This window comes from Microbispora sp. H13382 (assembly GCF_014161445.1).
Taxonomy (GTDB): Bacteria; Actinomycetota; Actinomycetes; order Streptosporangiales; family Streptosporangiaceae; genus Microbispora.
In genome coordinates this window covers 1-26,378 of record NZ_JABBXA010000012.1, presented here as the reverse complement: position 1 = coordinate 26,378, position 26,378 = coordinate 1, and the positions used below count along the sequence as shown (strand labels likewise).

Annotated in this window: 19 protein-coding genes and 2 tRNA genes; 18 read left to right on the top strand and 3 right to left on the bottom strand. The window is 71.9% G+C overall.

What is annotated here, in order from left to right; genetic code table 11:
- The first annotated feature begins 19 nt into the window (after positions 1 to 19).
- From HHX41_RS23230 to HHX41_RS23150, 17 genes are all read left to right on the top strand, one after another.
- Complete coding sequence (locus tag HHX41_RS23230; RefSeq protein ID WP_310742152.1) at positions 20 to 2,986, top strand: UPF0182 family protein; 2,967 nt, start codon at positions 20 to 22, stop codon at positions 2,984 to 2,986.
- Between the two features lie 82 nt (positions 2,987 to 3,068).
- Positions 3,069 to 3,145, top strand: a tRNA-Met gene (locus HHX41_RS23225).
- Positions 3,146 to 3,430: 285 nt separating this feature from the next.
- A complete protein-coding gene (locus HHX41_RS23220) occupies positions 3,431 to 4,093 on the top strand; it encodes a DUF433 domain-containing protein (protein WP_310742133.1) in 663 nt (220 codons plus the stop codon).
- A complete protein-coding gene (locus HHX41_RS23215; protein ID WP_182907715.1) occupies positions 4,074 to 4,436 on the top strand; it encodes a hypothetical protein in 363 nt (120 codons plus the stop codon). The genes HHX41_RS23220 and HHX41_RS23215 overlap by 20 nt, the downstream gene beginning before the upstream one ends.
- A gap of 147 nt (positions 4,437 to 4,583) precedes the next feature.
- Positions 4,584 to 4,660: transfer RNA gene (locus HHX41_RS23210), tRNA-Met, on the top strand.
- A gap of 107 nt (positions 4,661 to 4,767) precedes the next feature.
- Positions 4,768 to 6,297, top strand: coding sequence for a CdaR family transcriptional regulator (locus tag HHX41_RS23205; protein ID WP_182907714.1), 1,530 nt, complete (start codon positions 4,768 to 4,770; stop codon positions 6,295 to 6,297).
- Positions 6,298 to 6,412: 115 nt separating this feature from the next.
- Positions 6,413 to 7,672 carry an FAD-binding oxidoreductase gene (locus HHX41_RS23200; protein ID WP_182907713.1) on the top strand — a complete coding sequence of 420 codons (1,260 nt, stop codon included), beginning with the start codon at positions 6,413 to 6,415 and terminating at the stop codon, positions 7,670 to 7,672.
- 118 nt (positions 7,673 to 7,790) lie between these two features.
- A complete protein-coding gene (locus HHX41_RS23195) occupies positions 7,791 to 8,858 on the top strand; it encodes a DUF917 domain-containing protein (protein WP_182907712.1) in 1,068 nt (355 codons plus the stop codon).
- Positions 8,855 to 10,402 carry a hydantoinase/oxoprolinase N-terminal domain-containing protein gene (locus HHX41_RS23190; RefSeq protein ID WP_182907711.1) on the top strand — a complete coding sequence of 516 codons (1,548 nt, stop codon included), beginning with the start codon at positions 8,855 to 8,857 and terminating at the stop codon, positions 10,400 to 10,402. Before HHX41_RS23195 ends, HHX41_RS23190 begins: the two co-directional genes overlap by 4 nt.
- A gap of 17 nt (positions 10,403 to 10,419) precedes the next feature.
- Entirely contained in the window at positions 10,420 to 12,051 is a 1,632-nt protein-coding gene (locus tag HHX41_RS23185; protein WP_169987096.1) for an ABC transporter substrate-binding protein, read from the top strand.
- 2 nt (positions 12,052 to 12,053) lie between these two features.
- Positions 12,054 to 13,070, top strand: a complete 1,017-nt coding sequence (locus HHX41_RS23180) for an ABC transporter permease (RefSeq protein ID WP_169987094.1) — start codon at positions 12,054 to 12,056, stop codon at positions 13,068 to 13,070.
- Positions 13,067 to 13,924 (top strand): ABC transporter permease, encoded by an 858-nt coding sequence (locus HHX41_RS23175; protein WP_169987092.1) that lies wholly within the window; start codon positions 13,067 to 13,069, stop codon positions 13,922 to 13,924. Before HHX41_RS23180 ends, HHX41_RS23175 begins: the two co-directional genes overlap by 4 nt.
- Entirely contained in the window at positions 13,921 to 14,739 is an 819-nt protein-coding gene (locus HHX41_RS23170; protein ID WP_182907710.1) for an ABC transporter ATP-binding protein, read from the top strand. Before HHX41_RS23175 ends, HHX41_RS23170 begins: the two co-directional genes overlap by 4 nt.
- Entirely contained in the window at positions 14,736 to 15,692 is a 957-nt protein-coding gene (locus HHX41_RS23165) for an ABC transporter ATP-binding protein (RefSeq protein ID WP_182907709.1), read from the top strand. The genes HHX41_RS23170 and HHX41_RS23165 overlap by 4 nt, the downstream gene beginning before the upstream one ends.
- On the top strand, positions 15,676 to 17,142 hold the full coding sequence (locus HHX41_RS23160) for a helix-turn-helix domain-containing protein (RefSeq protein WP_182907708.1): 1,467 nt from the start codon (positions 15,676 to 15,678) through the stop codon (positions 17,140 to 17,142). Before HHX41_RS23165 ends, HHX41_RS23160 begins: the two co-directional genes overlap by 17 nt.
- Before the next feature lie 43 nt (positions 17,143 to 17,185).
- Complete coding sequence (locus HHX41_RS23155) at positions 17,186 to 19,204, top strand: hydantoinase/oxoprolinase family protein (RefSeq protein WP_182907707.1); 2,019 nt, start codon at positions 17,186 to 17,188, stop codon at positions 19,202 to 19,204.
- The gene (locus HHX41_RS23150) at positions 19,201 to 20,910 is read left to right on the top strand and encodes a hydantoinase B/oxoprolinase family protein (RefSeq protein ID WP_182907706.1); all 1,710 of its coding nucleotides are present in this window, start codon (positions 19,201 to 19,203) and stop codon (positions 20,908 to 20,910) included. The genes HHX41_RS23155 and HHX41_RS23150 overlap by 4 nt, the downstream gene beginning before the upstream one ends.
- A 6-nt stretch (positions 20,911 to 20,916) precedes the next feature.
- On the opposite strand, the gene HHX41_RS23145 is transcribed toward HHX41_RS23150, so the two are convergent.
- Both HHX41_RS23145 and HHX41_RS23140 read right to left on the bottom strand, forming a co-directional pair.
- Positions 20,917 to 21,288, bottom strand: coding sequence for a DUF742 domain-containing protein (locus HHX41_RS23145; RefSeq protein ID WP_310742132.1), 372 nt, complete (start codon positions 21,286 to 21,288; stop codon positions 20,917 to 20,919).
- Positions 21,285 to 23,297 (bottom strand): nitrate- and nitrite sensing domain-containing protein, encoded by a 2,013-nt coding sequence (locus tag HHX41_RS23140; RefSeq protein WP_169987083.1) that lies wholly within the window; start codon positions 23,295 to 23,297, stop codon positions 21,285 to 21,287. The genes HHX41_RS23145 and HHX41_RS23140 overlap by 4 nt, the downstream gene beginning before the upstream one ends.
- A gap of 174 nt (positions 23,298 to 23,471) precedes the next feature.
- On the opposite strand from HHX41_RS23140, the gene HHX41_RS23135 reads away from it, so the two are divergent.
- Positions 23,472 to 25,067: an ABC transporter substrate-binding protein gene (locus HHX41_RS23135; RefSeq protein ID WP_182907705.1), complete on the top strand. Its 1,596-nt coding sequence runs from the start codon at positions 23,472 to 23,474 to the stop codon at positions 25,065 to 25,067.
- Between the two features lie 17 nt (positions 25,068 to 25,084).
- Here HHX41_RS23135 and HHX41_RS23130 read toward each other — a convergent pair whose 3' ends face one another.
- Positions 25,085 to 25,477 carry a hypothetical protein gene (locus HHX41_RS23130; protein ID WP_182907704.1) on the bottom strand — a complete coding sequence of 131 codons (393 nt, stop codon included), beginning with the start codon at positions 25,475 to 25,477 and terminating at the stop codon, positions 25,085 to 25,087.
- Between the last annotated feature and the right edge of the window lie 901 nt (positions 25,478 to 26,378).

Sequence of the window (26,378 nt, the reverse complement as noted above, 5' to 3'; positions counted from 1 at the left end):
CCCCGGAGCCGGACGGGCGGTGCGCTTGCCCCGACGGCCGCGCCTTCTGATACCCGTACTTATCGCCGTCGTGGCGATCGTCGTGTTACTGCTGATCTTCTCGGGAATCTACACCGACTACCTCTGGTACGACTCGGTGAGCTTCTCCTCGGTGTTCTCCACGCTGCTGCTCACCCAGGTGGTGCTGTTCGTCGTGGGCGCCGCCCTGATGATCGTCATCGTGGGCGGCAACATGGTGCTCGCGCACCGCACCCGGCCGATGTTCGGGCCGGGCATGTTCGGGGCGCCGCAGGGCGCCGACCGCTACCGGGTCGCACTCGATCCGCACCGGCGGATGGTCTTCCTGGTCGGCATGGCCGTGCTGGCCCTGTTCACGGGGTCGTCCACGGCCGGGCAGTGGGGGACCTGGCTGAAGTTCGTGAACCGGACGCCCTTCAACGAGAAGGACGCGCAGTTCGGCATCGACCTGTCGTTCTTCGTGTTCACGATTCCGTTCCTGCGGATGCTGCTGAACTTCCTGTTCACGGCCGTGATCCTGTCGATCATCGCGGCCGTGGTCGTGCACTACCTGTACGGCGGGTTCCGGATCTCCTCGCCCGGTGGGGTGCACGCCACCCGGGCCGCCAGGGCGCACCTGTCGGTGCTGCTCGGCGTGTTCGTCCTGCTCAAGGCCGCGGCCTACTGGCTCGACAGGTACAGCCTGGTCTTCTCCGACCGCGGGAAGACGTTCGGCGCGTCGTACACCGACGTGCACGCGGTGCTCCCGGCCAAGGGGATCCTCGCGGTCATCTCCCTCATCTGCGCGCTGATCTTCTTCGCCGGTGTCATCCGGCCCGGCGGGATGTTCCCCGGCGTGGCGTTCGGGCTGCTCGTGCTGTCGGCCGTCCTGATCGGCACCGTGTATCCCTCGCTGGTCGAGCAGTTCCAGGTCAAGCCGAACCAGCAGAGCAAGGAGCAGGCGTACATCCAGCGCAACATCGACGCGACTCGAAAAGCGTACGGAGTCGATACGGCGAAGGTCACGGAGTACAGCGCCAAGACCGACGCCGACGCCTCCGTGCTGCAGACCGAGGCGTCGGCCATCCCCGGCATGCGCCTGCTCGACCCCAGCCTGCTGTCGCCGACGTTCCAGCAGAAGCAGCAGATCCGCGGCTACTACCAGTTCCCCGAGCAGCTCGACATCGACAGGTACTCCGTCGACGGCAAGCCGCGCGACACGGTGGTGGCGGTCCGCGAGATCGGCCGCCCGCCGGACGGGCAGCGCAACTGGATCAACGACCACCTGGTCTACACGCACGGCTTCGGCTTCGTCGCCGCGCCGGGCAACAAGGTGGACAGCAGCGGCCTGCCGGAGTTCAGCGAGCGCGACATCCCGCCGGTCGGGGACCTCGGCGACTACGAGCCCCGCATCTACTTCGGTGAGAACTCACCCGACTACTCGATCGTCGGCGGGCCCGGCTCGGCCAGGCCCATCGAGCTGGACTACCCCCAGCAGGGTCAGGCGGGCGCCGACCAGCCGAACAACACCGGCCAGGTCAACAGCACCTACGAGGGCAAGGGCGGCGTCTCCGTCGGGAACTTCTTCCGCCGGCTGCTCTACGCGGTGAAGTACGGCGAGACCAACCTGCTGCTCAACTCGAACATCAACGACGAGTCCCGCATTCTCTACAACCGTGAGCCGGTGCAGCGCATCCAGCAGGTCGCGCCGTTCCTCACGCTGGACCGCGACCCGTACCCGTCCGTGGTGGACGGGCGGATCGTGTGGATCGTGGACGCGTACACGACCTCCGACTCCTACCCCTACTCGGAGCGCAAGAGCCTGGAGTCGCTGACCACCGACGTCCAGAGCAGCAGGCTCGGCGTGCCGCAGGTGCCCAGGGACGAGGTCAACTACATCCGCAACTCGGTCAAGGCCACCGTGGACGCCTACGACGGCACCGTGACCCTGTACGCCTGGGACGAGTCCGACCCGGTGCTGAAGACCTGGCAGAAGGCCTTCGGCGGGGTCGTCAAGCCGGCCTCGCAGATCAGCCAGGGGCTGCGCGCCCACCTGCGCTACCCGGCCGACCTGTTCAAGGCGCAGCGGGAGATCCTGACCTCCTACCACGTCACCGACGCCAACGCGTTCTTCAGCGGCCAGGACTTCTGGAAGGTCCCGGAGGACCCGGCGACCGGCAAGAGCAAGCAGCCGCCGTACTACGTGACGATGAAGATGCCGGGCAGCGACACCGAGCGCTTCTCGCTCACGACCACGTTCGTGCCCAACCAGCGGCAGAACATGGCGGCGTTCATGGCGGTCGACGCGACGGCCGCCACGCCGAACCCGCCACTGGAGATCCTCCAGCTGCCGAGCACGACGGCCATCCAGGGTCCGCCACAGGCGCAGAACCTGTTCGAGTCGAACACCACGGTGTCGACCGAGCTGAACCTGCTGCGCGGCGGCGGCACCGACGTGCTGTACGGCAACCTGCTCACGCTGCCGTTCGGCGGCGGGCTCCTGTACGTCGAGCCGGTCTACATCCAGCCGCGTGCGGAAACCTCGGGCAAGTACCCGACCCTGCGCCGGGTGCTCGTGCTGTACGGCGAGAAGGTCGGCTTCGGCGCCACGCTGAGCGACGCGCTGGAGCAGGTGTTCGGCGGCACGGTGGCCAGGCCGCCGGAACAGAGACCCGACCAGACGGCGAACCAGCCGCCCGGCCAGGTCACGCCGCCGGAGAACGTCTCGGCGCTGACGTCGGCGCTCGACCGGGCCCAGCGGGCGTACGAGGACTCGCAGAAGGCGCTGTCGGCGAACCCGCCCGACTGGAAGGCGTACGGCGACGCGCAGACCTCGCTCAAGAAGGCGCTGGACGACCTGGCGAAGGTGAAGGGTGAGACGCCCGCCTCGACGGCGTCTCCGGCCCCGAGCACGAGTCCGAGCGCCGGCGCCAGCCCGGGTGGGAGTCCACCGGCCAGTGCGACTCCCAGCCCCGCACCGAGCGGCTGAACCCTCCGGAGCCCCGCGCCCCACACGGCGCGGGGCTCCGGTTTGCCTCCCGCCCGATACCGGGATAACCTCGTAGAGCCGACGCGGGGTGGAGCAGCTCGGTAGCTCGCTGGGCTCATAACCCAGAGGTCGCAGGTTCAAATCCTGTCCCCGCTACCAAATGGAAGCCCTCGAACCCATGGGTTCGAGGGCTTCTTCATGTTCGATGGCCGGTAACCGGCCATGGTGCAAGCCGTTAGGCGCCGAATCGGCGTGTTCACGACGACCATGCTGGACCGGCTTGTCAGGGCGATGGTTCACGATCACCGCGCCACCTGAGTGGATATGCCCGGGCCTCTGAACAGGGGCGATGATCGGCTGCATAGGACGCCGGGAACACCGGGAACATCGGGGAGATCTTTACCATGATGGGCCGTGCAACGTCCGCATGCCCGGTAGGAGGAGGTGAAGCGGTTGTCCTACAGTCCGAAGCTCGCCGCGGCGCTGTCGGGTGCCACGCTTCGCCAGCTCGCCCACTGGCGGAAGGCCGGTTCGGGTCGTGGGGCTCTGCTGGTTCCCGAAATCTCCACTGTCCGTCCCGTCCTGTACTCCTTCAGGGACGTCATGGCGTTGCGAACCTGCGTCAAGCTGCGCAACGACGCTTCGCTGCAGAAGATCAGAAGGGCGTTGGACACGCTCCGCGATGATCTGGGAGAGCGTGAGCACCTTTCGGAGTACCGCCTCGTGGCCGACGGCAGCAGCATCTACTTGGTGGAGCCGGCTCAGGCCGTCGATCTGGTCCGCAGTAAGAAGAACATCGTCATTCACGAGATGGTGGACGTCCTGCGCCCGTTCTATCGAGACGGTCGCCATATTCCCGACCTCCTGCGCCCGCGTGACCACGTCACGGTGGATCCGGCGGTCAGGGGTGGAATCCCGGTGATCGAGGGCACGCGGGTGCCTTATGACGAGGTCGCCGCGCTCCTCCGGGACGGCGTTCCGGCTGATCGGATTCCTGTCTACTACCCCAGCGTCACCGCGACGGCCGCGCTGCAGGCCGCGGATTTCGCCGATTACGTCGACAGCTACGACCCCCCGAGAGGACCGCGTGAGGCTGCTGCTGGATGAGAACGTCCCCAAGCCGCTCTACCAGGCCCTCACCGCCTTCGTTCTGAATGTTGTGACAAACGACGGGCGGCAGATGCAACGTCCGCGGGAGGTGGCGGCGATCGCGGCTTCGGGCCTGCATCGAGTTGAGTATCCACACAAGCACCATGGCCTGGCAGGGATGGGGATTGCCATCGCGACAGTCGCTGCGGGTCTCCCCGGTGCCTTGGCCGTGTTGCAGGAGGCGAACGACCAGAGGCTGATCACTCTGCGCAGCATCGACCCGACACCGAAAGCCCGCTATCAATTGATCGACCCTTTGGCGGATCCGCCGAAGTTCTGGATCTCCTACTCCACGGACTGAAGCACAATCCGACCGCTGAGGGCGCGGGCTGCTGGCCGGACAGGTCAGGGCTCCGGTCCTCGACGATGTGCCGCTCCTGCTGTCACGTTCGAGAGGAAACCGATTTGGCACTGGTCCCCGGTGGGGGTAAGCTAACAAACACAACGACGCGGGGTGGAGCAGTTCGGTAGCTCGCTGGGCTCATAACCCAGAGGTCGCAGGTTCAAATCCTGTCCCCGCTACCAAGAGACGAAGGCCCGGCCTCCGGAAACGGAGACCGGGCCTTCGGCGTTTCCCGGAGGGGCCGCGTGCGGGACGGGCACCGCCACCGGGTCTCGGACAGGAGTTGCCCATGATCACGCTGGATCGCCTGGTCAACGTGCTGGGCGCGTACGGCGTGCGGCTGTGCGGCCGGCCCGACAGGCGTACGGCGCGGCTGCGCAGCGTGGCGATACCGGACGCGACCGACGGCCGGGTCACCGGCGACGTGCTCGTGGCCGTGGGAGCCGGATCGGTGACCGAGGCGGTGCGGTGGGCGGTCGCGGCGCAGGCCACGGTGGTCCTGGTGCGCGCGGGCGCCGAGACCGCGCGCGAGGCGACCGTGGCCGGCGAGAGCAACGACGTGGCGGTGATGCTGGTCGATCCCGCGGTCTCGTGGAGCCACCTCGTCGGCGTGGTCTACGGACTGGTACTCGAAGGGCGGGAGACCGAGTCGGGGCGCGGGCCCACGGACCTGTTCGCGCTGGCCGACAGCCTGGCCGACGCCGTCGGAGGCGCCGTGACCATCGAGGACCCGCTCTCGCGGGTGCTCGCCTACTCCCGCTCGCAGCAGGCGGGCGACCCGGCCCGGCTGGAGACGATCCTGGTGCGGCAGGTCCCGGAGCGGCTGCGGGAGGTCTTCCGCGAGCGTGGGGTGTTCGCCCGGCTGGCGGCGACGGACGAGCCGATGTTCGTCGAACCGGATCCGCGGCACGGCATGACCGGGCGGATGGCGGTGGCGGTGCGGGCCGGTCGCGAGCTGCTCGGGTCCGTATGGGTGACGTGCGGCAGCCCCCTGACCGGGACGCGGCACACCGCGCTCGCGAACGGCGCGCGCACCGTCGCGTTGCACCTGCTCCGCTCCCGGGCGAGCGCGGACCTGGAACGGCAGGTGGAGTCCGACCTGGTCGTCCGGCTGCTCGAGGGCACCGCCGACGCCGCGACCGTGGTCAGTCGGCTGGGGCTGGCCGCGCGGGAGATGCGGGTCGTGGCGGTGCGCACGCACACCACCGAGGAGCCGCACGCCATGCTCCTGCTGGCCTTCGAACGGGCCACCACCGGCTTCGGGTGGTCCAGGCCCGGGAGAAGCGCGCTGCTGGGCGACACGCTCTACACCGTCCTGCCGGACGCGGGGGCGGCGGCGGCACGGGATTGGGTGGCCATCCTGGCGGCCGGGCTGCCGTCGCGGGTGCGCGTCGCGGCCGGGATCGGCGCGGCGGCGCAGCCGGCGGACCTGCCGGCCGCCCGGCAGGAGGCGGAGGAGTGCCTGGCGCTGCATGAGAGGGACACCTCGCACGCCGGTCCGCCCGCGTACGACGAGTCCTGGGACGACATCCTGCTCCAGCGGTTGCGTGCCGCGGCGCGCGCGGGCCGCACCCCCGCACGCGGGCCGGTGAGCGCGCTGCGCCGCCACGACGCACTCCACGACACCCACTACGTGGCGACGTTGCGGGCGTGGCTGGAGGCCCAGGGCGATCTCGCGGTCGCCGCCGAACGGCTCGGCGTGCACGCCAACACGGTGCGCAACCGGCTGCGCAGGATGAGCGAGGTGACCCCGCTGCACCTCGACGACCCACGCAAGCGCCTCGCCATGGTCATCACTCTCGCCGCGGAGGACGACTAGGAGGTTGTCAGCACCCCACAACAGGAGCGTCGCGATTGTGTGGCTCCTACAACGGTCCGCGACGCCGTACGGGCCATCCTGAACGGGAGAGCAGTCGCCTGTGTGGAGGTGGGATATGTCCGGCGCCGAGCGCGTGAACGAATGGCCGGGGTCGGTGATCGTCGTGGGGGCGGGGATCGTGGGCCTGTCCACCGCGTGGTTCCTGCAGGAACGCGGTGTGGAGGTCACCGTGGTCGACCGCCGGGGCGTGGCCGCCGGCGCGTCGTGGGGCAACGCGGGCTGGATCGCGCCCGGCCTGGCCATCCCGCTGAACGAGCCCTCCGTGCTGCGTTACGGCCTGCGCTCGCTGGTGAACCCGGCCGCGCCGCTGCACGTCCCGGCGACCGTCGATCCGGGCCTGTGGGCGTTCCTGACCCGATTCGCCGCCAACTGCCGGTGGTCGTCGTGGACCCGGGCGGTCCGTGCCGGCCTGCCGCTCAACGAGGAGTGCATCGAGGCGTACGAGGTGCTCGCCGCGAACGGCGTGGCCGCGCCCGTCGAGGACGCGCCGATCACCGCCGGATTCCGCACGCCGCGCCAGGCCGCGGGCCTGCTCCACGAGCTGCGCAGAATGGCCGCCGCCGGGCAGCGGGTGGACCACGACGTCCTGAACGCCGCGCAGTTGGCCGAGGCGATGCCGCTCGCCTCCGGCGCCCTGGGCGCGGGGGTGCGGATCAACGGGCAGCGCTACGTCGACCCCGGCCGCTTCGTGCACGCCCTGGGCGAGGCCGTCGTCGCCCGAGGCGCGACCGTGGAGACCTTCGAGGTCGCGGACGTGCGCACCGACAACAAGAAGGTCGTCGTGGTGGCCCGTGACGGCGCCGTCCTGTCCGCCGACGCGGCGGTGCTGGCCACCGGCGCCTGGCTGTCCCGGCTGGCGGGCCGCTGGGGCGTACGCGTCCCGGTGCAGGCCGGCCGCGGCTACTCGTTCACCGTGCCGGTGGACCACCCCGTCCCCGGCCCGATCTACCTGCCGGACGTGCGGGTGGCCTGCACGCCCTACCAGGGTGGGCTGCGCGTGGCGGGCACCATGGAGTTCCGCGACCCGGACGCCCCGATCGTCGAGGCCCGGCTCAAGGCGATCATCGCCTCCGCCCGCCCCCTGCTCAAGGGCGTGCGCTGGGAGGAACGCACCGACGTCTGGGTCGGTCCGCGGCCGGTCACGACCGACGGGCGGGCGCTGGTCGGTGCGACGAACGCTCCGGGGATCTACGTGGCAGGCGGGCACGGCATGTGGGGTATGGCTCAGGGCCCGGTCACCGGACGGCTCCTCGCCGAGCAGATCACCACCGGCAAGCAGCCCGCCGCCCTGCGGGAGTGCGATCCCCTGCGCTGACGGCTCCGTCGCGGTGCCGCGACAAAGCTGACGGTTTGTCGCGGCGCCACAACAAATAGGCGATTACTGTCGCAGGGCGACATTGAGGGGCGGCCGTCCGGTGGTGAAGGCTCCCCGCATGCAGGCCCGCATCACGCTGGAGGACGTCTCCGCCCTGGCCCGCGGCTGCGCCGTGCTCGGCACCGGTGGCGGGGGCGACGTCCGCCCCGGAGCCATCGCCGCGCGGCGCGCGATCCGCGAGCACGGTGACGTGCCGCTCGTCGCCCTGGACGAGTTGCCCGGCGACGCCCTCGTGCTGCCGCTGTCCGGGATCGGCGCCCCGACGGTGAGTAACGAGATGGTCCACGGCACGGACGAGCCGGTCAGGATCGCCGGGGAGATCGAGCGGATCTTGGGCCGGCCGCCCGCCGCGGTGATGTCCTCGGAGATCGGCGGGGGCAACGGCGTGGCTCCCGTGGCCTGGGCGGCCCGGCTCGGGCTGCCGCTGCTCGACGCGGACGCGATGGGCCGGGCCTTCCCAGAGGTCCAGATGGTCTCGATGTACGTGGCCGGAATCCCCGCCAACCTCGTCGTCATGGCCGACGTCGTCGGCAACGTGGTGACGATCCGGCCGGTCGACGGCCTGTGGTCGGAGCAGATCGCCCGCGCGGTCTGCGTGGCCGCGGGGTCGAGCGCCCTGATGGCCGACTACGTGCTGACCGCGCGGGAGTGCGCGGGCGCGGTGATCGAGGGCACGGTGAGCCGGGCGATCGCGGTCGGGCGGGCGACCGAGGGCGCCGCGGACCCCCTCGCCGCCCTGACCGCCGAGCTCGGCGCGGTACGGCTGATCAACGGCAAGCTGGCCGACCTGGAGCGGAGGACCACCGGCGGCTTCGCCCGGGGCACGGCGACGATCGAGGGCACCGGCGGCGACCGGGGCAGGACGCTGCGGCTGGAGATCCAGAACGAGAACCTCGTCGCCGTCGAGGACGGCCGGGTCCGGGCCATGGTGCCCGACCTGATCACGGTGGTCGACACGCAGACGGCCACGGCGATCCAGACCGAGGGGCTGCGGTACGGCCAGCGGGTGACCGTGCTGGCCTGGCCCTGCGACCCCTTGTGGCGTACGCGGAAGGGCCTGGAGACGGCGGGCCCGCGCGCCTTCGGCTACGACATGGACTACCGGCCCGTGGAGAAGATCGCATGAGCCTTGCGTTGCGGGTCGGCATCGACGTGGGCGGCACCAACACCGACGCGGTGGTCCTGGACGACGACGACCGGGTGCTGGCCGCCGCCAAGCGGCCCACCAGCCCGGACGTGACCGAGGGCCTGCGCGCGGCGCTCGACGCGGTCCTCGCCGAGCTGCCCGAGCCGGGCCTGGAAAAGCGCGTGAAGCGGGTCATGCTCGGCACGACCCACGCGACCAACGCCATCCTGGAGCGGCGCGCGCTCGGCCGGGTCGCCGTGCTGCGCCTCGGCGCCCCGGCGACCACGTCGGTGCCGCCGCTGAGCGAGTGGCCGGACGACCTGCGTGACACCGTGGCGGCGGGCACCGCGATCGTCCGCGGCGGATACTTCGTCGACGGCCGTGAGATCGCGCCTCTCGACGTGGACGCGGTCAGGAGGTTCGTGGCCGCCACGCCCGCCGACGCGATCGCCGTCACCGGCGTCTTCAGTCCGGCGAGCGCCGACCAGGAGAACCGGGTCGCCGAGGTCATCCGCGCGGAGATCGGCGACGTGCCGGTGAGCCTCAGCCACGAGATCGGCTCGCTCGGCCTGCTCGAACGCGAGAACGCGACCGTCCTCAACGCCGCCTTGTACGGCGTGGCGCGCGACGTCACCGCCGCGCTGCGCGAGGCCCTGGCGGCGAGGGGCCTGGAGGTCGAGACGTACTTCGCGCAGAACGACGGCACGCTGATGGCCGTCGACTACGCGGCCCGCTACCCGGTGCTGACCATCGGCTCCGGGCCGGCCAACTCGCTGCGCGGCGCGGCGTACCTGTCGGGGGTGACGGACGCGATCGTGGCGGACGTCGGCGGCACCTCCACCGACCTCGGCGTGCTCGCGGGCGGCTTCCCCCGGGAGTCGGCCGCGGCGGTCGAGATCGGCGGGGTCGCGACCAACTTCCGGATGCCCGACATCCTGTCCATCGCGCTCGGCGGCGGCACGATCGTCGGGGCCGAGCCGCGCTCGGTCGGCTACCGGATCGGCACGGAGGCGCTCGTCTTCGGTGGCTCCACCCCCACGATGACCGACGCCGCCGTGGCGGCCGGGCGGGGAGGCGTCGGCACCCACCCGGTGCCCGGGGAGTGGCGCGAACGGCTGGCCCGGGCCGTACGGCGAGCGGACGAGGCGGTGGCGGACGCGGTGGACCGGGTGACGCTCGGCAGGGTGGACCGGCCACTCGTGGCGGTCGGCGGCGGCGCGTTCCTGCTGGCCGCGGAGGTGCCCGGGGTGCGTGAGGTGATCCGCCCGGCGCACGCGGAGGTCGCGAACGCGGTGGGCGCGGCCATCGCGCTCGCCGGCGGCAGGTTCGAAACGATCGTTTCCGCTTCTGGAGGTGGGAGCTCCAGGGCTACATTGATCGACAACGCCAAGGAGGAGGCGGCCGCGCGGGCCGTCGCCGCCGGGGCCGACCCCGCATCCGTCCAGATCGTCGAGCTCAGCGAGATCCCTCTCAGCTACCTTCCTGAGCCCGCTGTGCGCCTGCACGTCAAGGCCGCCGGCCCCCTCGCCCGGCAGGCCGGATAGGAAAGGAACCCCCTCACATGCGCTGGCACAAGCGTCTTCTCGCCGCGGGAGCCGTGGCCGCCGTGACCCTCACCGCCGCGGCCTGCGCGGGCGGGAAGGTCCGCGGCGCGGAAGACTCCCCTCAGCCGGGCTCGACGACGGCTCCGGCCGGAGGCGCGGCCGACAGCACGTTCGTGTACGTCCCCAACCTGGACGTCGTCACCGACTGGGACCCCGCGAGCTCGTATTCCAACGAGATCATCGCGATGCAGAACATCTACGAGTCGCTGACCCGCTACAACCCGCAGACGAAGAAGACCGAGCCCCGGCTGGCCTCCTCGTGGACATCCTCGCCCGACGGCAAGAAGTGGACGTTCACGCTGCGCGAGGGCGCGAAGTTCCACACCGGCAAGCCGGTGGACGCCGCCGCGGCCAAGGCCGCGATCGAGCGCACGATGAAGGAGGGCCAGGGAGCGGCCTACATCTGGGGCGCGGTCGACAAGATCGAGGCCAAGGACGCCACGACGCTGGAGTTCACGCTCAAGTACCCCGCTCCGCTCGACCTGATCTCCTCGGCCGGTTACGCGTCGTACATCTACGACACCACGGCCGCCTCGGGCGACCTGAAGAAGTGGTTCGGCGAGGGACACGACGCGGGCTCCGGGCCGTACACCATCGAAAGCTGGCAGAAGGGCAAGGAGACCGAGCTCACGCTCACGGCGTTCGACGGCTACTGGGGCGGCTGGAACGGCCCGCACTACAAGAAGGTCGCCTTCCGGGTCACGCCCGAGCTGACCACCGCCTGGCAGCTCCTGCAGCGCGGCGAGGTGACGTTCGTCCAGCGGCTCAACGCGCAGCTGTTCGGCCAGGCGGGCGGCACGGACACGGTGCAGACCTCGCAGACGCCGTCGTTCCAGAACCTGCTCGTGCTGCTCAACACCGCCGACGGCCCGCTCAAGGACGTGAAGCTGCGCCAGGCCGTGCAGAAGGCCATCGACTACGACGGCCTCGTGGCGGCGCTGAAGGGCTCGGGCGTGGCGGCCAGCGGGCTGGTCCCCGAGGGCCTGCTCGGCGCCACCCCCGGCATGACCCCCAAGCAGGACCTCGCCGGCGCCGAGGCGCTGCTCAAGGAGGCCGGCTACGGCCCCGGCGGCAAGCGGCTCGAACTGACGCTGACCTACGCCCAGGGCGACGCCGACCAGGAACTGCTGGTCACGCTGCTCTCCTCGGCGCTCGACAAGCTCGGCGTCAAGCTGTCGGCCAAGCCGCTGCAGTGGAGCACGCAGTGGGACCAGGGCAAGGCGAAGGACCCGTCCAAGCGGCAGGACATCTTCGTCATGTACTGGTTCCCCGACTACGCCGACGCCTACTCGTGGTTCGTCAACGTCTTCCACGGTGAGAAGGACGTGCAGTTCAACCTCTCCTACCTGAAGGACGAGGCCGTCGACAAGCAGATCGACGAGCTGCCCGCGCTGACCGCGACCGACCAGGCGGGCGCGGAGAAGGCGTACGCCGGCCTGCAGAACACGATCATCAGTGAGAAGGCCGCGGTGGCGGTGCCGTACGTGCAGAACTACCAGCGGGCCTTCGCCAAGACGGTCCAGGGTTACGTGGACAACCCGGCCTACCCCAACGTGGTCTTCGTCTACGACCTGAAGCCCGGCGCCTGACCATGCCGGGGTACCTGATCCGCCGGCTCGGCCAGGCCGTCCTGGTCGTGGCCGGCGTGATCGTCCTCACCTTCGCCGTCATGCGCCTGGTGCCCGGCGACCCGGCCGTGGCGTACGCCGGGCCGAAGGCGACGGCGGCCGAGCTGGCCGAGGCCAGGCGGCGGTTCGGCCTGGACGACCCGCTGCCGGTCCAGCTGTGGAACTACGTGCGCGACCTGCTGGGCGGCGACTGGGGGACCAGCCTGCACACCCGGCAGCCGGTGCGCGACGACCTCTTCCAGGCGTTCCCGGCCTCACTGGAACTCGTGGGCGCCGCGCTGATCATCGCGCTGGTCGCGGGCATCCCGCTGGGGATCGCCGCCGCGCGCTACAAGGGCCGCCTGCCCGACCTGTCGGTGCGGCTGTCGTCGATGCTGGCCGTGTCGGTGCCGGTGTTCTGGCTGGCGCTGGCCCTGCAGACGGTCTTCGCCAGCGGGCTCGGCTGGTTCCCCGTCGCCGGGGAGTACGACGCGTCGCTCGACCGGACCAGCCCCCTGCACCTCTACACCAACATCACCGCCGTGGACGCGTTGATCACCGGCAACTGGCCGATCCTCACGAGCACGCTGTCGCATCTGGTGCTGCCCGCGCTGGTGATCGCGGCGTACCCGGCCGGGGTCGTGGCCCAGATGACCAGGGCCGCCCTCATCGAGGAGTCGTCGCGCGACCACGCCCGGCTGGAGCGCGCGCTCGGCTTCGGCGAGACCGCGGTGCTCACCCGGTTCGCCCTGCGGCCCGCGCTGAACCCGGTCCTGTCGCTGATCGCGCTCGTCTTCGCGTACTCGATCGTGAACGGCTTCCTCGTGGAGGCCGTGTTCAACTGGCCGGGCCTCGGGCGGTACGCCGCCGACTCGATCCGCTCGCTCGACACGCCCGCCATCGCCGGGGTGACGCTGCTGGTCGCCGTGCTGTACGTCGTGGCCAACCTCGCCGTGGACCTCCTCCAGGGCGTGGTCGACCCGAGGGTGAGGGCCCGATGACCACACCGGCCCTGCCCGCGCTCCGCCGTACGCCCCTGCGGCGCCTGGCGGGCGTGGACCGCCTCGCGGTGGCGGGGGCCGTGCTGCTGGCGGTCGTCGTGCTGGCGGCGCTGCTCGCGCCGTGGATCGCCCCCTATCCGGAGGACGGCGGCTCGGCCACGCATCCCCTGGAGGCGTTGCTGCCGCCGAGCGGCGCCCACTGGTTCGGCACCGACCAGGTCGGCCGCGACGTGCTCAGCCGGGTCCTGTTCGGCGCCCGCACCTCGCTGCTGATCGCCGTCGCGGTGCTGGCCGTCTCCGGAGTGGCCGGTGTCGTGCTCGGCGTCGTCGCCGGGTACGCCGGCGGCTGGGCCCGCGACGTGATCATGCGGGTGACCGACGTCTTCCTCGCCTTCCCCGCGCTGCTGCTGTCGCTGGCGCTCGCCGTGGTGCTGCAGCCCAGCGTGACCACCGTGATCGTGGCGATCGCGGTCACCTGGTGGCCGTGGTACGCCCGGCTCACGGCGTCGGTCGCCGCGTCCGTGGCCACCCGGGGCTTCGTCGACTCCGCGCGCTGCCTCGGCGTGCCCGCCCCGCTCATCGTGCTGCGGCACGTGCTGCCGAACTCGCTCACGCCGGTGCTGGTCCAGTTGTCGCTGGACGGCGGCGGGGTCATCCTCACCGCCGCCGCGCTGTCGTACCTGGGGCTCGGCGCCCACGAGCCGACGCCGGAGTGGGGCCTGATGGTCCAGCAGGGGCAGACGCTGTTCACCACCGACTGGTGGGTGGTGACCTTCCCCGGCCTCGCCATCCTGGTCACCGCGTTCGCGTTCAACGTGCTCGGCGAGGGGCTGAGGGCGAGGCTGGCGCGATGACCCTGCTGAGCGTCAGGGACCTGGCCGTCAGGATCGGCGACCGGGTGATCGCGTCGGTCCCCGAGCTCGACGTCTGCGCCGGGGAGTGCGTGGCGATCGTCGGGGAGAGCGGGTCGGGCAAGACCACGACCCTGCTCGCCACCCTCGGCCTCACCCAGGGCGCGGACGTCTCGGGCCGGATCACCGTCGGCGACGTGGACGTGCTCACGGCGAGCCCCGCCCGGCTGCGTGAGATCCGCGGCTCGCGGGCGGCCCTGGTCATGCAGAGCCCGCAGGCCGCGCTCAACCCCACCATGCGCCTGGGCACGCTCATGCGCCGCGCGCTCGCCCGCCACGGCGTCAAGGGCGCGGACGCGCGCGAGCGGGCCGAGGAGGCGGTGCGCGCGGTGCTGCTCGACCCGGAGATCCTGCGCCGCCACCCCCACCAGGTGTCCGGCGGCCAGGCCCAGCGGTTCGCCATCGCGCTGGCCCTCGCGCTCGGCGCGCAGGTCGTGCTGGCCGACGAGCCGACCAGCGCGCTCGACGTGACCGTGCAGGCCGAGGTGGTCGCGGTGCTGCGCCGGCTGCGCGACGAGCGCGGGCTCGCCGTGCTCCTGGTCTCCCACGACCTCGCGCTGGTCTCCACGATCGCCGACCGGGTCGTGGTGATGCGCGACGGGACCGTGGTGGAGAGCGGGCCCGCCGCCGAGGTGTTCGCGCGGCCGCGCGACCCCTATACCCGTGAGCTGATCGCCGCAGTGCCCGAACTACCGGAAGCCGGGCCCGCACTACCGGAAGTCGGGCCCGCACTACCCGAAGCCGGGGAGGACCTATGACGCTGCTCGCCGCCGAGAAGGTCACCCTCGCCTACGGCACGACGGCCGTGGTCCACGACGTGAGCCTCACCGTCGACGAGGGCGGGGTGGGCCTGATCGGGGAGAGCGGCTCGGGCAAGACGACGCTCGCCCGCGCCCTGCTCGGCCTCGTGCGCCCGCGCTCCGGCGTCGTCCGGTACGGCTCGCGCGACCTCGCCGGACTCGGCAGGACGGGCCGGGCGGAGTTCCGCCGGGCCGTGCAGCCGGTCTTCCAGGACGGCAGCGAGGCGCTCGACCCCCGCATGACGGCCGGAGCGTCGATCACCGAGGCGCTGACCACCCACCACCGCATGTCGAGGGCCGAGCGGCGGGACCGGGTGGACGCGCTCCTCGCCGACGTGGGGCTCGACCCCGCGCTCGCCGCCCGCAGGCCCCACGAGATGTCCGGCGGCCAGCGGCAGCGGGTGGCCGTCGCCCGCGCGCTGGCCGTGGAGCCGCGGCTGCTGGTGCTCGACGAGCCCACGAGCGCGCTCGACGTCACCGTGCAGGCCAGGATCCTCGACCTGCTGGAGCGGCTGGCCGCCGAACACGGGCTCGGCTACCTGCTCATCACGCACAACCTCGGCGTCGTCGGGCGGCTGTGCCGTACGTCGTCGGTGCTGTTCGCCGGGCGGGTCGTCGAGTCGGGCCCGACCCGGGAACTGCTCACCCGGCCGGCCCATCCCTACACCCGGGCGCTGCGCGACGCGGTGCCACGCCTGGGCGGCGAGCCCCCGCGCCCGACCGGGCGGACCGAGGCGGCGCCGGCCACGTCCGGCTGCCCGTTCCGGGTGCCCTGCCCCCTCGCCGTGGACCGCTGCCGGGACGAGGCGCCGCTGGCGCGCGAGGTCGAGGGGCGCGGGGTGGCCTGCCACCGCGCGGAGGAGGTGCTGGGCCACGTGTCCCGTGAGGATCGCGATGCGCCGCGTCAGTGACCTGCTCAGGACGCCCGCCGGTCGCAGGCTGACGCTCATCGCCGGCCCGTGGGACGCCCGCGAGGTCGACAGCGTCGTCCTCGTCGACGAGATGCGCGAGTTGGCCTCGGCCGCCCCCGGCGCGCTGGCGATCCTGTCCCGCCACGCCATGCGGTCGTGCGACGTGCTCGACGCGCTGCGCCTGGCCGGGCGCGGCCGCCTGGCCGGGCTCGTGCTGCCCGGCCCGGCCGGCACGACGCCCGAGATCGTGGAGCTGGCCAGGCGGGAGGGGGTCGCCCTGCTCGCCGGCGCCTCCGACCACTCGCTGTCGGACGCCGTGCTCGGCCTCAGCGCGGCCGTACGCGCCGACCCCGGGCTGCTGCTGCGCCGTACGAGGGAGGCGATCGACGGGCTCGGCGCGATGGAGGGCGCGGGCGAGGACGACATCCTGCGCGCGGCGTCCGCCTCCGTCGGGGTCGCGTACGCGGTCGCCGACCTGGCCGACCCGGCGGCCAACGCGACCGTGATCCGGGTCGGCGGGCGGCCGGACGGCTACGTGTGCTGGGACGGCGAGGACCCGGCGGCGGCGATCGTCGCCCAGGTCGTCGCGACCACGCTCGGCCGGGTGCGGGCGGCCGCGCGGGAGGCGGAGGCGGCCCGCGAACGCGCGCTGCTGGCCCTGCTCGGCGCCAAGGACACCCGGGCCGCCGCCCGCCGCGCCCGCCACGAGGGCGTGCCCGTGGACGGCTGGCACGTCGCGGTCTTCCTGCGCGACCCCGCCGCGGATCCGGCTCCCGACGCCGTCCGGGGTTCCGGGAGCGCCGGGGCGGCCGATCCCGTGCTGCGCGAGATACGCAGGACGGCCGCCACGATCCTGCCGCGCCTGCCGGGCCCCGGCGGGGCGGCCGGCCTGTCCGCGGCGCCGCTGGTCACCCGATGGCAGGACGGCGTGCTCGTCGTGCTCACCACCGACGAGCAGACGGCACCGGGCGGCCCGGACGCCCCGATCACGGGCATGGCCGTGGGCGTGGGCACCTGCCAGGAGGGCCCCGACGGGCTGCGCCGTACGGCCTCGCAGGCCCGCGCCGCCGCCGCCCGCGCCGCGGCCGGGCAGGTCGTCAGGTTCGACCGGCTCGGCGTCCAGGCGATCCTCGCGGAGCTGGGCGGCAGCGAGAGCGCGCTGGTCGCCGCCCGCGACATGCTCGCCCCGCTGGACCGCCTCGGGGCCCTCAGCGCGCACGCCGTGCCCACCCTCAAGGCGTACCTGGACTGCTGGGGCTCCCGGACCCGGGCGGCCGAGCTGCTCAGCCTGCATCCCAACGCGGTGGCCCACCGGATCAGGCGTATCGCCGAGGCCCTCGACGCCGACCTGACCGACCCGCAGACCCGCTTCGCGCTCCAGCTCGCCTGCCACGTGGTGCTCGGCCACGACTGTCTCCCGGGCACAACAACGCCGCTCTCGTCGTTGTGAGGGCACATCGACGCCGCGCGCGGCCACATCTACGTTGCCAGGCATGACAACGGTCATCGGAGTGGACGTCGGAGGCACTTTCACCGACCTCGTCCTGCACGACGCCGCGACCGGCGAGATCAGGGTCGCCAAACAGCCCACCACGCCGGCCGCGCCGGAGCGCGGGGTCCTCGCGGCGGTCGACGCGGCCGTGCCACGCGACCTGCTCGCCCGCTGCCGCCACTTCGCGCACGGCACCACCGTCGGCCTCAACGCGCTGCTCGAAAGACGCGGCGCGACCGTCGGCCTGATCACCACGGCCGGGTTCCGCGACGTGCTGGAGATCCGCCGGGGTGACCGCGACGACCCCTACGACCTGTCCTGGACCCCGCCGCCGCCGCTCGTGCCCCGGCGGCTGCGCCTGGAGGTGGCCGAACGGGTGGCCGCCGACGGCTCGGTCGTACGCGACCTGGAGCCGGAGGACGTGCGGCGGGCCGCCGAGACGTTCGCGGCCGAAGGCGTGGACGCCGTCGCGATCGTGCTGGTGAACTCCTACGCCAACCCCGGGCACGAGGCGCGGGTGGCCGAGCTGCTCAGGCGGGCCGGGTTCGCCGGGCCGGTCTCGCTGTCGCACGAGGTCTCGGGGGAGTACCGGGAGTACGAGCGCACCTGCACCACGGTCGTGGACGCCTTCGTCCGTCACCGCATGGGTCCCTACCTGCACAACCTCGACCGCGAGCTGCGGGCCAGAGGGTTCGCGGGCGAGCTGCTCGTGACCCGGTCGGGCGGCGGCGCGCTGGCGCTGACGGAGGCCGCGGCCCGGCCGTTCGAGACGATCCTGTCCGGCCCGGTGGCCGGGGCCGCCGCCACCGCGCGCCTGGCCGCCTCCCTCGGCCACTCCCTGGGGCTCGGCACGGCCGTCGCCGCCGACGTGGGCGGCACCAGCTTCGACACCGCGCTCATCGAGGACGGGCGGCTCCCGCTGCTGTACCAGGGCGAGGTCGTCGGCCTGCCGCTGCAGAGCCCGTGGGTGGACGTGCGGTCGGTGGGCGCGGGCGGCGGCTCGGTCGCGTACGCCGACGCGGGCGGCCTGCTGCGGGTCGGCCCGCGCAGCGCGGGCGCCGATCCCGGGCCCGCCTGCTACGGGCGGGGCGGGACCGAGCCCACGGTGACCGACGCCGCCCTGCACCTGGGCATGATCCCCCGCGGGCGCATCTCCGGCGGCATCGAGCTGTCGGCCGAGGAGGCGGCCCGCGCGCTGGCGCCGCTGGCCGCCCCGACCGGCATCGACGGCGTGGACGCCGTCGCGGTGGGCGTCGTCAGGATCGCCGCCGCGCACATGGCCCAGGCCGTGCGCGGCGTGACGGTCGAGCGGGGCGTCGACCCGCGCGGGGCGGCCGTCGTCGCCTTCGGCGGCGCCGGTCCCGTGTTCGGCTGCCTGCTCGCCGACGAGCTCGACGTGGACACCGTGGTGGTGCCGCCCAACGCGGGCAACTTCTCCGCCGTCGGCCTGGTGCAGACCGACGTCGTACGCTCGGCCGCCCGCACGATGGTGCGCCCCCTGGACGACGCGGCGCTGCCGGCGGTCGACGACGTGACGCGATCGCTGTTCGAACGGCTCGCGCGGCCCGGAGCCGTACGCGAGGTGGACCTCGACCTGCGCCACCGGGGACAGGAGCACACGCTGACGATCCCCGTGCGGCTCGGCGAGGACGACCTGACCGCCGTGTCCGCCCGCTTCTCCGAGGCCTACCACCGGGCCTTCGGCCACACCCTGCCCGACCCGCTGGAGATCGTCACCGTACGGGCGACCAGCCGGGTCGTGCTCGACGACGAGCGCCCCCTGGTGCCGGCCCCGTCCGCGGGCGAGGGCGAGGACGAGGCGGGGACGACGCGGCTGTGGTCGTTCCGCCGGGGCGCCTGGACCGATGCCCCGGTCGTACGCCGAGAGGACCTGACCGGCGTGGCCGAGGGCCCGCTGCTGGTGGTGGAGCCGACCGCGACCGCCTACGTGGACGCCGGCTTCGCGGTGGAGGCGCACGAGAGCGGCTGCCTCCTGATCACACGGAAGGACCGGCCATGACCATCGTCCGCACCCGCTACACCGAGGTGCATCCGGGGCTGGGCGACGGCGCGGACCCGGTGACCACCGAGATCATCCGGCAGGGGCTCAGCGCCGCGGCCGACCAGATGAAGCAGTCGCTGATCCGCACCGCGTTCTCGCCGATCATCTACGAGGCGCTGGACTTCGCCGTCGCCTTCTACGACGCCGACATGTGCATGCTGGCGCAGGCGCCGACACTGCCGGCGTTCATGGGCACGCTCGGCTTCTGCGTGCGGGAGGCCGTCGAGGGCGTCGGCGGTCCCGCCGCGCTCAGCCCCGGCGACGTCATCCTCTACAACGACCCGTACGGCACGGGCTCCCACCCCCAGGACGCGGCGATGGTGGTGCCGATCTTCCACGAGGACGCGCTCGTCGCCTACTCGGCGATCAAGGCCCACTGGCTCGACATCGGCGGCAAGGACCCCTACTGCACCGACACGATCGACGTCCACCAGGAGGGGACGATCTTCCCCGGCGTCAAGCTGTACGACGCCGGGCGGCTGGTCAGCGACGTCTACCGGATGATCCTGGCCAACAGCCGGATGCCGGAGATGGTCATCGGGGACATCAACGCCATGGTGGCCGGGGCGCGGACCGGCGCCGAGGCCCTCGGCGCGCTGGTGCGGCGGCACGGCCTGGACACCTTCCGCCGCTGCGTCGCCCGGATGTACGCCCACGGCGAGGCGCTGGTGCGCGACTGGTTCGAGCGCCTGCCCGACGGGGTCTACCGGGCGTCCAGCGTCATCGACTCCGACGGGGTGAACGGCACGCCGATCCCGTTCGGCGTGGAGGTCGCCGTGGACGGCTCGTCGGTGACCGTCGACCTGACCGACTGCCCCGACCAGGTCGGCGGGCCGGTCAACTGCCCGCTCCCGTCCACCGTGGCGGCCGTCAGGATCGCGGTGGCCTTCCTCGCGGGTGCGGGCGAGCAGCCCAACGAGGGCCACTTCCGGCCGCTGGAGCTGGTCACCCGGCTCGGCTCGCTCTTCCACCCCGTACGGCCCGCGCCCTGCTTCATGTACGGCATCCCCTCCGACCACGCCATCGAACTGATCATCAGGGCGCTGGCCGAGGCCGTGCCGGGATCGGTGCCGGCCGCCAGCGGCGGTGACATCAACGCACTGGTGTGGTGGGGCAACCGCGAGGCGACCGGCGAGCCGTGGGCGGACGGCGCGCCGCACCCGGTGGGCCAGGGCGCCTCACGGTCGGCCGACGGCGCGAGCGCGCTCATGTACATCTCGGAGTCGGCCACCCGCTTCACCCCCGCCGAGGTGTGGGAGGCGCGCAACCCCTGGCGGATCGAGCGGCTCGCCCTGGCCGAGGACTCCGGCGGCCCGGGCCGTCACCGCGGCGGCCTGGGACTCGACCTGTCCTTCCGCGTGCTGGAGGACCAGTACCTCACATCGGGCCTGGCCAGGACCGCGCTGGCGCCGTGGGGCCTGGAGGGCGGCCTGCCCGGCCGGCCCAACCGGCTCACCGTGGAGTATCCCGACGGGCGCGTCGAGGACTTCTCGCTGAAGACGCGGATCTTCCTGCCCAAGGGCGCGGTCGTGCACCTGCGCACCGGCTCCGGCGGCGGGTACGGCCCGCCCGGTGAGCGCGACCCCGAGGCCGTGCGCGCGGACCTGCGGGAGGGCTACATCACCGGCGAGCACGCCCGGCGGCACTATCCCCACGCGCTGTGAGGGCGCTCACAGGGCCTGCAGGCCGCTGATCACCTCGCCGAGGAGCTTCTCGGCGGGGAAGCGCGCGACGTTGGCGGGCGGGCGCACCTTCACGAGACCCTGCTCGTGGAGGTCGCCCACCAGCACCCGTACGACGCCGAGGGGCAGGTCGATGGCTGCGGCGATGTCGACCAGCGACGCCGGGCGTGCGCACAGGCTGAGGATCATCCACTGCTCGGGACCGAGGCTCACCGGCGTGGGCCCGCCGACCGCGGTGACGATCGCGACGAGGTCGATCTCCCGGCTGGAGGGCCGCACGCGTCCGCGGGTCAGGGCGTAGGCCGGCACGATCGGCCCGGCCTCCTCGTCCAGCCACTGGTCCTGCATGCGCTCCGTCACGTTTCGTCCTCCTCGCCGGTGTTCTCGTTGTCCTGCGGCCCCCGTTTCAGCGAGGCGAGGATGATGTCCTCCGGGGTGACCTCTCCCGCGGCGAGACGGGCGAGGTCGGGATCCTTGGGGCCGACCATGAGCGCGGATGGGAGCAGCACGATGGCGGTCGTTCCTCCGTAGGCCGAGGACCGCAGGGTCACGCGGATGTCCCGCCGCGCGGCCAGGCGCGCGACGACGAACAGTCCCATGCGCTCGGTGTCCGCGATGTCGAACTCCGGCGGAGCGGCCAGACGCTCGTTCAGTTCGGCGAGCCGCTCCTTGGTCATGCCGAGCCCGCGGTCCTCGATCTCGACCGCGAAGCCCGTGCCGACGAGTTCGCCGCGTACCGACACGGACGTGTGCGGCGGCGAGAAGATGGTGGCGTTCTCGATCAGTTCGGCGATGAGGTGGATGACGTCGGCCACCGCGGCGCCGTCGATCCCGTGGTCCTCCATGGGCAGCACGTTCACCCGGGCGTAGTCCTCCACCTCGGCCGCGGCCCCGCGTACGACGTCGTACATCGGGACGGGTTTGCGCCAGGCGCGGCCGGGGGCGTTGCCGGACAGGATGATCAGGCCCTCGGCGTGGCGGCGCATGCGGGTCGTCAGGTGATCGAGCCGGAACAGCTCCTCCAGCATGTCCGGGTCGGTCGTGTGGCGCTGCATGCCGTGCAGCTGGGTCCGCTGCCGATGCAGGAGTGTCTGGCTGCGCCGCGCCAGGTTGAGGAAGACCTGGCTGACACCCCGCTGCAGGCGGGCCTGCCCGATGGCGGCCTCCACCGCGGTCTTCTGCACGGTCGAGAAGGCCCGTCCCACGTCCTGGATCTCGGCGGTCCCGCCCGCCGTCTGGATCGGGGGCGCTTCGGTGGCCACGTCCACGTCGTCGCCCCGCTTGAGCTTGACCAGCATTCCCGGCAGCCGCGTGTTGGCCAGGTCGAGCGCGGCCTGCCGCAGATCGGCCAGCTCACGGGCGAGGCGTCCGCCGACCCGCAGCGAGATCAGGATCGAGGCGAGGACCGCCAGAAGACCGAAGCCCCCGACCAGCACGGCCCGGCGCAGGATCGAGTCGGCGATCGGCGCGGCGCGCTGGGCGAGCAGGGCCGCCGCCTCGGTCTGCGCCTTCTGGAACGAGTCGGCCAGGTCGTCGGAGGTCGACTGCCACACCCGCTGCGTACGCGCGGAGATCGTGGGCGCCGCGATGATCTGCTCCTCCTGGAGCCGCAGCCGCTGGTAGAGCGGGGTGGTGATCAGGTTGACGTGGAGCTGCCGCAGGCCCGCGTCCAGCTCGGGCAGTCCCTGGTCGATGAGGAACCGGCGGTTGCCCACGAGCTGGGTGAACAGCTTGCGCTCCTCGTCGGTGAGGCCGCCGGACGCCCCCGTGGCCGCCGCCAGCGCCTGCTCCCGGGTCAGCAGCTCCTTGGCGTACCCGAGCGAGATCACCACACGCGACTGCTGGTAGATCGGGATGTCGTCGATCAGGGCCAGGCTGTAGTGCATCCGGTAGATCGAGTCGCTGACCAGGTTGTAGGTCTCGATGACGCGCAGACGCTCCGACAGCCCCTCGTCGATCTCCGCACGGATCTCGTCGATCCGGCTGAGCCCCGCCAGCATCTCGTCGACCTGTGTGCGCATCGCGGCGGTGGTGGCCGACCGGGACGAGTCGGACAGGGCCAGCGTGCGGACCTTCTCCCTGGTCTTGTCGGTCCGCTGGCGCTGCAGGACCATGGCGTCGCGGCTGTTCTTCTGGCGCGCGGCGAGGTATCGGGCCGTGGCCAGGCGCTCCGCCTGCAGCTCGACGATCAGGGAGTCGGCGGGCCGCCGCAGTGTGGACCACAAGGTGTTGTACGTACGCAGGCTCAGGCTCTCGCCGATGGTGACGCCGGCGGTGACCACCCACAGGACGACCAGCGAGAAGAGAGGGACGAGGAGCAGGCCGATGAGCCGGGACCGGATCGGCCGGTCGCGCCTACGCGGACTCATGGCACCTCGCCAGTGAGGAACAAGCCTCACATAAGACCTTTTTGAGACAGAGCAAGAGACTAGCAGTGAGGCGAGCCGGATGAGGGCCCTGTGATCAATTATCGGGAGATATCGTGTCCAATCGTGATCTTGCAGTAGCGTCGATCATGGGAGACACGGAAAGGACCCGCACGCATGCGCCGTTTCCTCGTGCTGGGAGTGCTGGCCGTGCTGGCCCTGGCAGGTTGCGGCGGCGGTGAGGCCGGAGAGATCTCGGCCGCGAACCTGCCGTCGGCCAAGGACTCCACCTTCGTCTACCTGCACCATCTCGACATCGTCACCGACTGGGACCCGGCGAGCTCGTATTCCAACGAGGTCGTCGCGATGGAGAACATCTACGACTCGCTGACGAAGTACAACCCCAGGACGCGGCGCGCGGCGCCCCGCCTGGCCGAGCGCTGGCAGACGTCGTCCGACGGCAAGGTCTGGACGTTCACCCTGCGCGGCGGCGTGGTCTTCCACACCGGACGGCCGCTGGACGCCGCCGCGGTGAAGGCGTCCATCGAGCGCACCAAGCGGATTGGCGCCGGCGCGGCCTACATCTGGGACCCCGTGCAGCAGATCACGGTCAAGGACCCGCTGACCGTGGAGTTCCGGCTCAAGTACGCCGCCCCGCTCGACCTGATCGCCTCCGCCGACTACGCGGCGTTCATCTACGACACGCAGGCGGCGGGCTCGGGCGACCTCAAGAAGTGGTTCCAGGCCGGCCGGGACGCCGGCTCGGGGCCGTACACGGTGGCGAGCTGGAAGAAGGGGCGCGAGAAGGAACTGGTGCTGCGCGCCTTCGACCGCTACTGGGGCGGCTGGGAGGGTCCGCACTACCGGAACATCGAGTTCCGCGTCACCCCCGACCCCGACCGGGCGTACCGGCTGCTGCTGCGCGGCGAGGCGAGCTACGTGCAGCGGCTGAACCCCGATCTGTTCCACCGGGCCCGGGCGACCGCGGGCGTGCGGACCCTGCAGGTGCCGTCGTTCCAGAACCTGCTCGTGCTGTTCAACACCGCCTCCGGACCCCTCGCCGACATACGGCTGCGCAAGGCGGTGCAGAAGGCCATCGACTACGACGGCCTGGTCTCCGGGCTGAAGGGGGCGGCGGCGCCCGCCTCGGGCCTGGTGCCCGAGGGCCTGCTCGGTCACGCTCCCGGCCTGACCCAAAAGCAGGACCTCGCCGGGGCCACCGCGCTGCTCACCCAGGCGGGGTACGGCCCGGGCGGCAACCCGCTGCGCCTGACGCTGACCTACGCGGAGGGGGACGACGACGAGGAACTGCTGGTGCGCAGGCTCAAGCGCACGCTCGCAGAGCTGAACGTCCAGCTCGACGCCAAGGCCATGCCGTGGAACGACCAGTGGGACCGGGGCAAGGCCGCGGACCCGGCCAAGCGCCAGGACATCTTCGTCATGTACTGGTACCCCGACTACGCCGACGCCTATTCGTGGTTCCTCAACGTCTTCCACAGCGCCGAGCCGGTGTCCTTCAACCTCACCTACCTCAAGAACAAAGACATCGACGCCAAGATCGACCGACTGCCGTCACTGGGGACGAACGATCGCTCCGCTGCCGAGACGGCGTACGCCGACCTCCAGCGCAGCCTCATCGAGGAGAAGGCGGTGGTGGCCGTGCCGTGGGTGCTGACCTATCAACGGGCCTATCTGGGCAACGTCCAGGGGTTCACCGACAACCCGGCCTACCCCAACGTCGTCTTCGTGCACGAGCTCATCCCCGGCGGCTGAGCCGCAGGCCGCGGGGGTCAGCCCCGCAGCCTGCGGCTGACCCCGCCACAGTGAGGGCCGCGCGCGGTGCGGGGCCGCCGGGGCGTGGGCTCGTCGAGGTTGGTCAACATGGCCTGCGCCGCCGTGGCGTCGGACAGAATCCGCTGCGCCTGCTCACCGTCGGGAAGCTGCCCGTGCTCGGCCAGCTCGTGCTGGAGGAAGGTGAGCGGCGCCGGATGGCCGGCGCCGTCCGCGGCCACGGAGGCGCGAGCGGCGGTCAGCAACGCGAGGTAGTGCGAGCGCAGGATCGCCTCGCGCGTACGCAACAGCTCCAGGTCGTCGAGCAGGGAGTGCGCGAGCTCGAGCAGGTCGCCCGGGCGCGGCGGCTCGGCGGTGATGTGGGCACGGATGTCGTCGAACTCCGACCGCATGATGATGGCCACCTCCAGCGACGGAAGTCCGGGCGGCCGGGTTGGCGCCGTACGGGGACTTCCGCATCATGTTCGTAGCGCGGGGCGATTGCGAGTGGCTTGACGTTCGGTTGCGTGGGAAGACGACGGCCTGTCAGAGCCGTCGTGCGGCACGGGGACGACAGCCGCTCACGGCGTTCGTCCCTCACCTCGTGCCTCCCCGATAGTCCGTGCCATGCCGACGTGATCGCCGCGGCGCTAAGTAGATGCTTGAGAGCCGGATCTGGTTGTCCCTGCCCGCTCGTACGTTTTGCCGCACCCCGGACGCGGAGGGCGCTCCCGGCCGTGACCTGCGGGAACACTCGCGGCCGGCCGGTGTGTCGCAACAGGCGACGCCGCGCCGCCCAGGCCGGCGTCGCCGGGAATAGCGCCGGCGACGGGGGCGTTGTACTCGAACCGGGTCATGGCAGTGCCGGACCCTGGTAATCTTGTGGTGTCGGCGCGGTTCGGCGCACTCCTCTTCGATCACTTCGGTGGTTGTCTTGGCTGTGCGCGGGCTGGTCGCCGGTGTCCTTCTCTCTTTCCGGGTTGTCTGGGTCGGTGGTTTTGCGCCGGGCTGGGGGTTCGGGTAAGTTAGAGGGGTTGCCCCGGAAACGGGGTGGTCGAATTCCTGTCGATTGGCGGGTTTCGGGTCAAGTTGGTCCCGGTGGGGCGGATTTGACAAGAAACAGCGGGTCGGGAAGGATTAAGACACAACGAACGAAGCGAAACGCCCCGGAGTGCAGGGCCTGGTGACGGGTTCTGGGTGATGGTGGTCGCGTCCGTTTCTTGAGAACTCAACAGTGTGCTAAAAGCCAGTGCATGAAATCATGCATGACCCCGTCATGACAGCACTTCGGTGTTGGTGACGGATTCCTTTGAA

Bases quoted from the DNA above. Each gene is read 5' to 3' on its own strand.
- HHX41_RS23170 (WP_182907710.1), top strand. From the start codon at position 13,921: ATGACCCTGCTGAGCGTCAGGGACCTGGCCGTCAGGATCGGCGACCGG.
- HHX41_RS23160 (WP_182907708.1), top strand. From the start codon at position 15,676: ATGCGCCGCGTCAGTGACCTGCTCAGGACGCCCGCCGGTCGCAGGCTG.
- HHX41_RS23180 (WP_169987094.1), top strand. From the start codon at position 12,054: ATGCCGGGGTACCTGATCCGCCGGCTCGGCCAGGCCGTCCTGGTCGTG.
- HHX41_RS23165 (WP_182907709.1), top strand. From the start codon at position 14,736: ATGACGCTGCTCGCCGCCGAGAAGGTCACCCTCGCCTACGGCACGACG.
- HHX41_RS23195 (WP_182907712.1), top strand. From the start codon at position 7,791: ATGCAGGCCCGCATCACGCTGGAGGACGTCTCCGCCCTGGCCCGCGGC.
- HHX41_RS23205 (WP_182907714.1), top strand. From the start codon at position 4,768: ATGATCACGCTGGATCGCCTGGTCAACGTGCTGGGCGCGTACGGCGTG.
- HHX41_RS23185 (WP_169987096.1), top strand. From the start codon at position 10,420: ATGCGCTGGCACAAGCGTCTTCTCGCCGCGGGAGCCGTGGCCGCCGTG.
- HHX41_RS23200 (WP_182907713.1), top strand. From the start codon at position 6,413: ATGTCCGGCGCCGAGCGCGTGAACGAATGGCCGGGGTCGGTGATCGTC.
- HHX41_RS23190 (WP_182907711.1), top strand. From the start codon at position 8,855: ATGAGCCTTGCGTTGCGGGTCGGCATCGACGTGGGCGGCACCAACACC.
- HHX41_RS23140 (WP_169987083.1), bottom strand. From the start codon at position 23,297: ATGAGTCCGCGTAGGCGCGACCGGCCGATCCGGTCCCGGCTCATCGGC.
- HHX41_RS23150 (WP_182907706.1), top strand. From the start codon at position 19,201: ATGACCATCGTCCGCACCCGCTACACCGAGGTGCATCCGGGGCTGGGC.
- HHX41_RS23175 (WP_169987092.1), top strand. From the start codon at position 13,067: ATGACCACACCGGCCCTGCCCGCGCTCCGCCGTACGCCCCTGCGGCGC.
- HHX41_RS23130 (WP_182907704.1), bottom strand. From the start codon at position 25,477: ATGCGGTCGGAGTTCGACGACATCCGTGCCCACATCACCGCCGAGCCG.
- HHX41_RS23155 (WP_182907707.1), top strand. From the start codon at position 17,186: ATGACAACGGTCATCGGAGTGGACGTCGGAGGCACTTTCACCGACCTC.
- HHX41_RS23135 (WP_182907705.1), top strand. From the start codon at position 23,472: ATGCGCCGTTTCCTCGTGCTGGGAGTGCTGGCCGTGCTGGCCCTGGCA.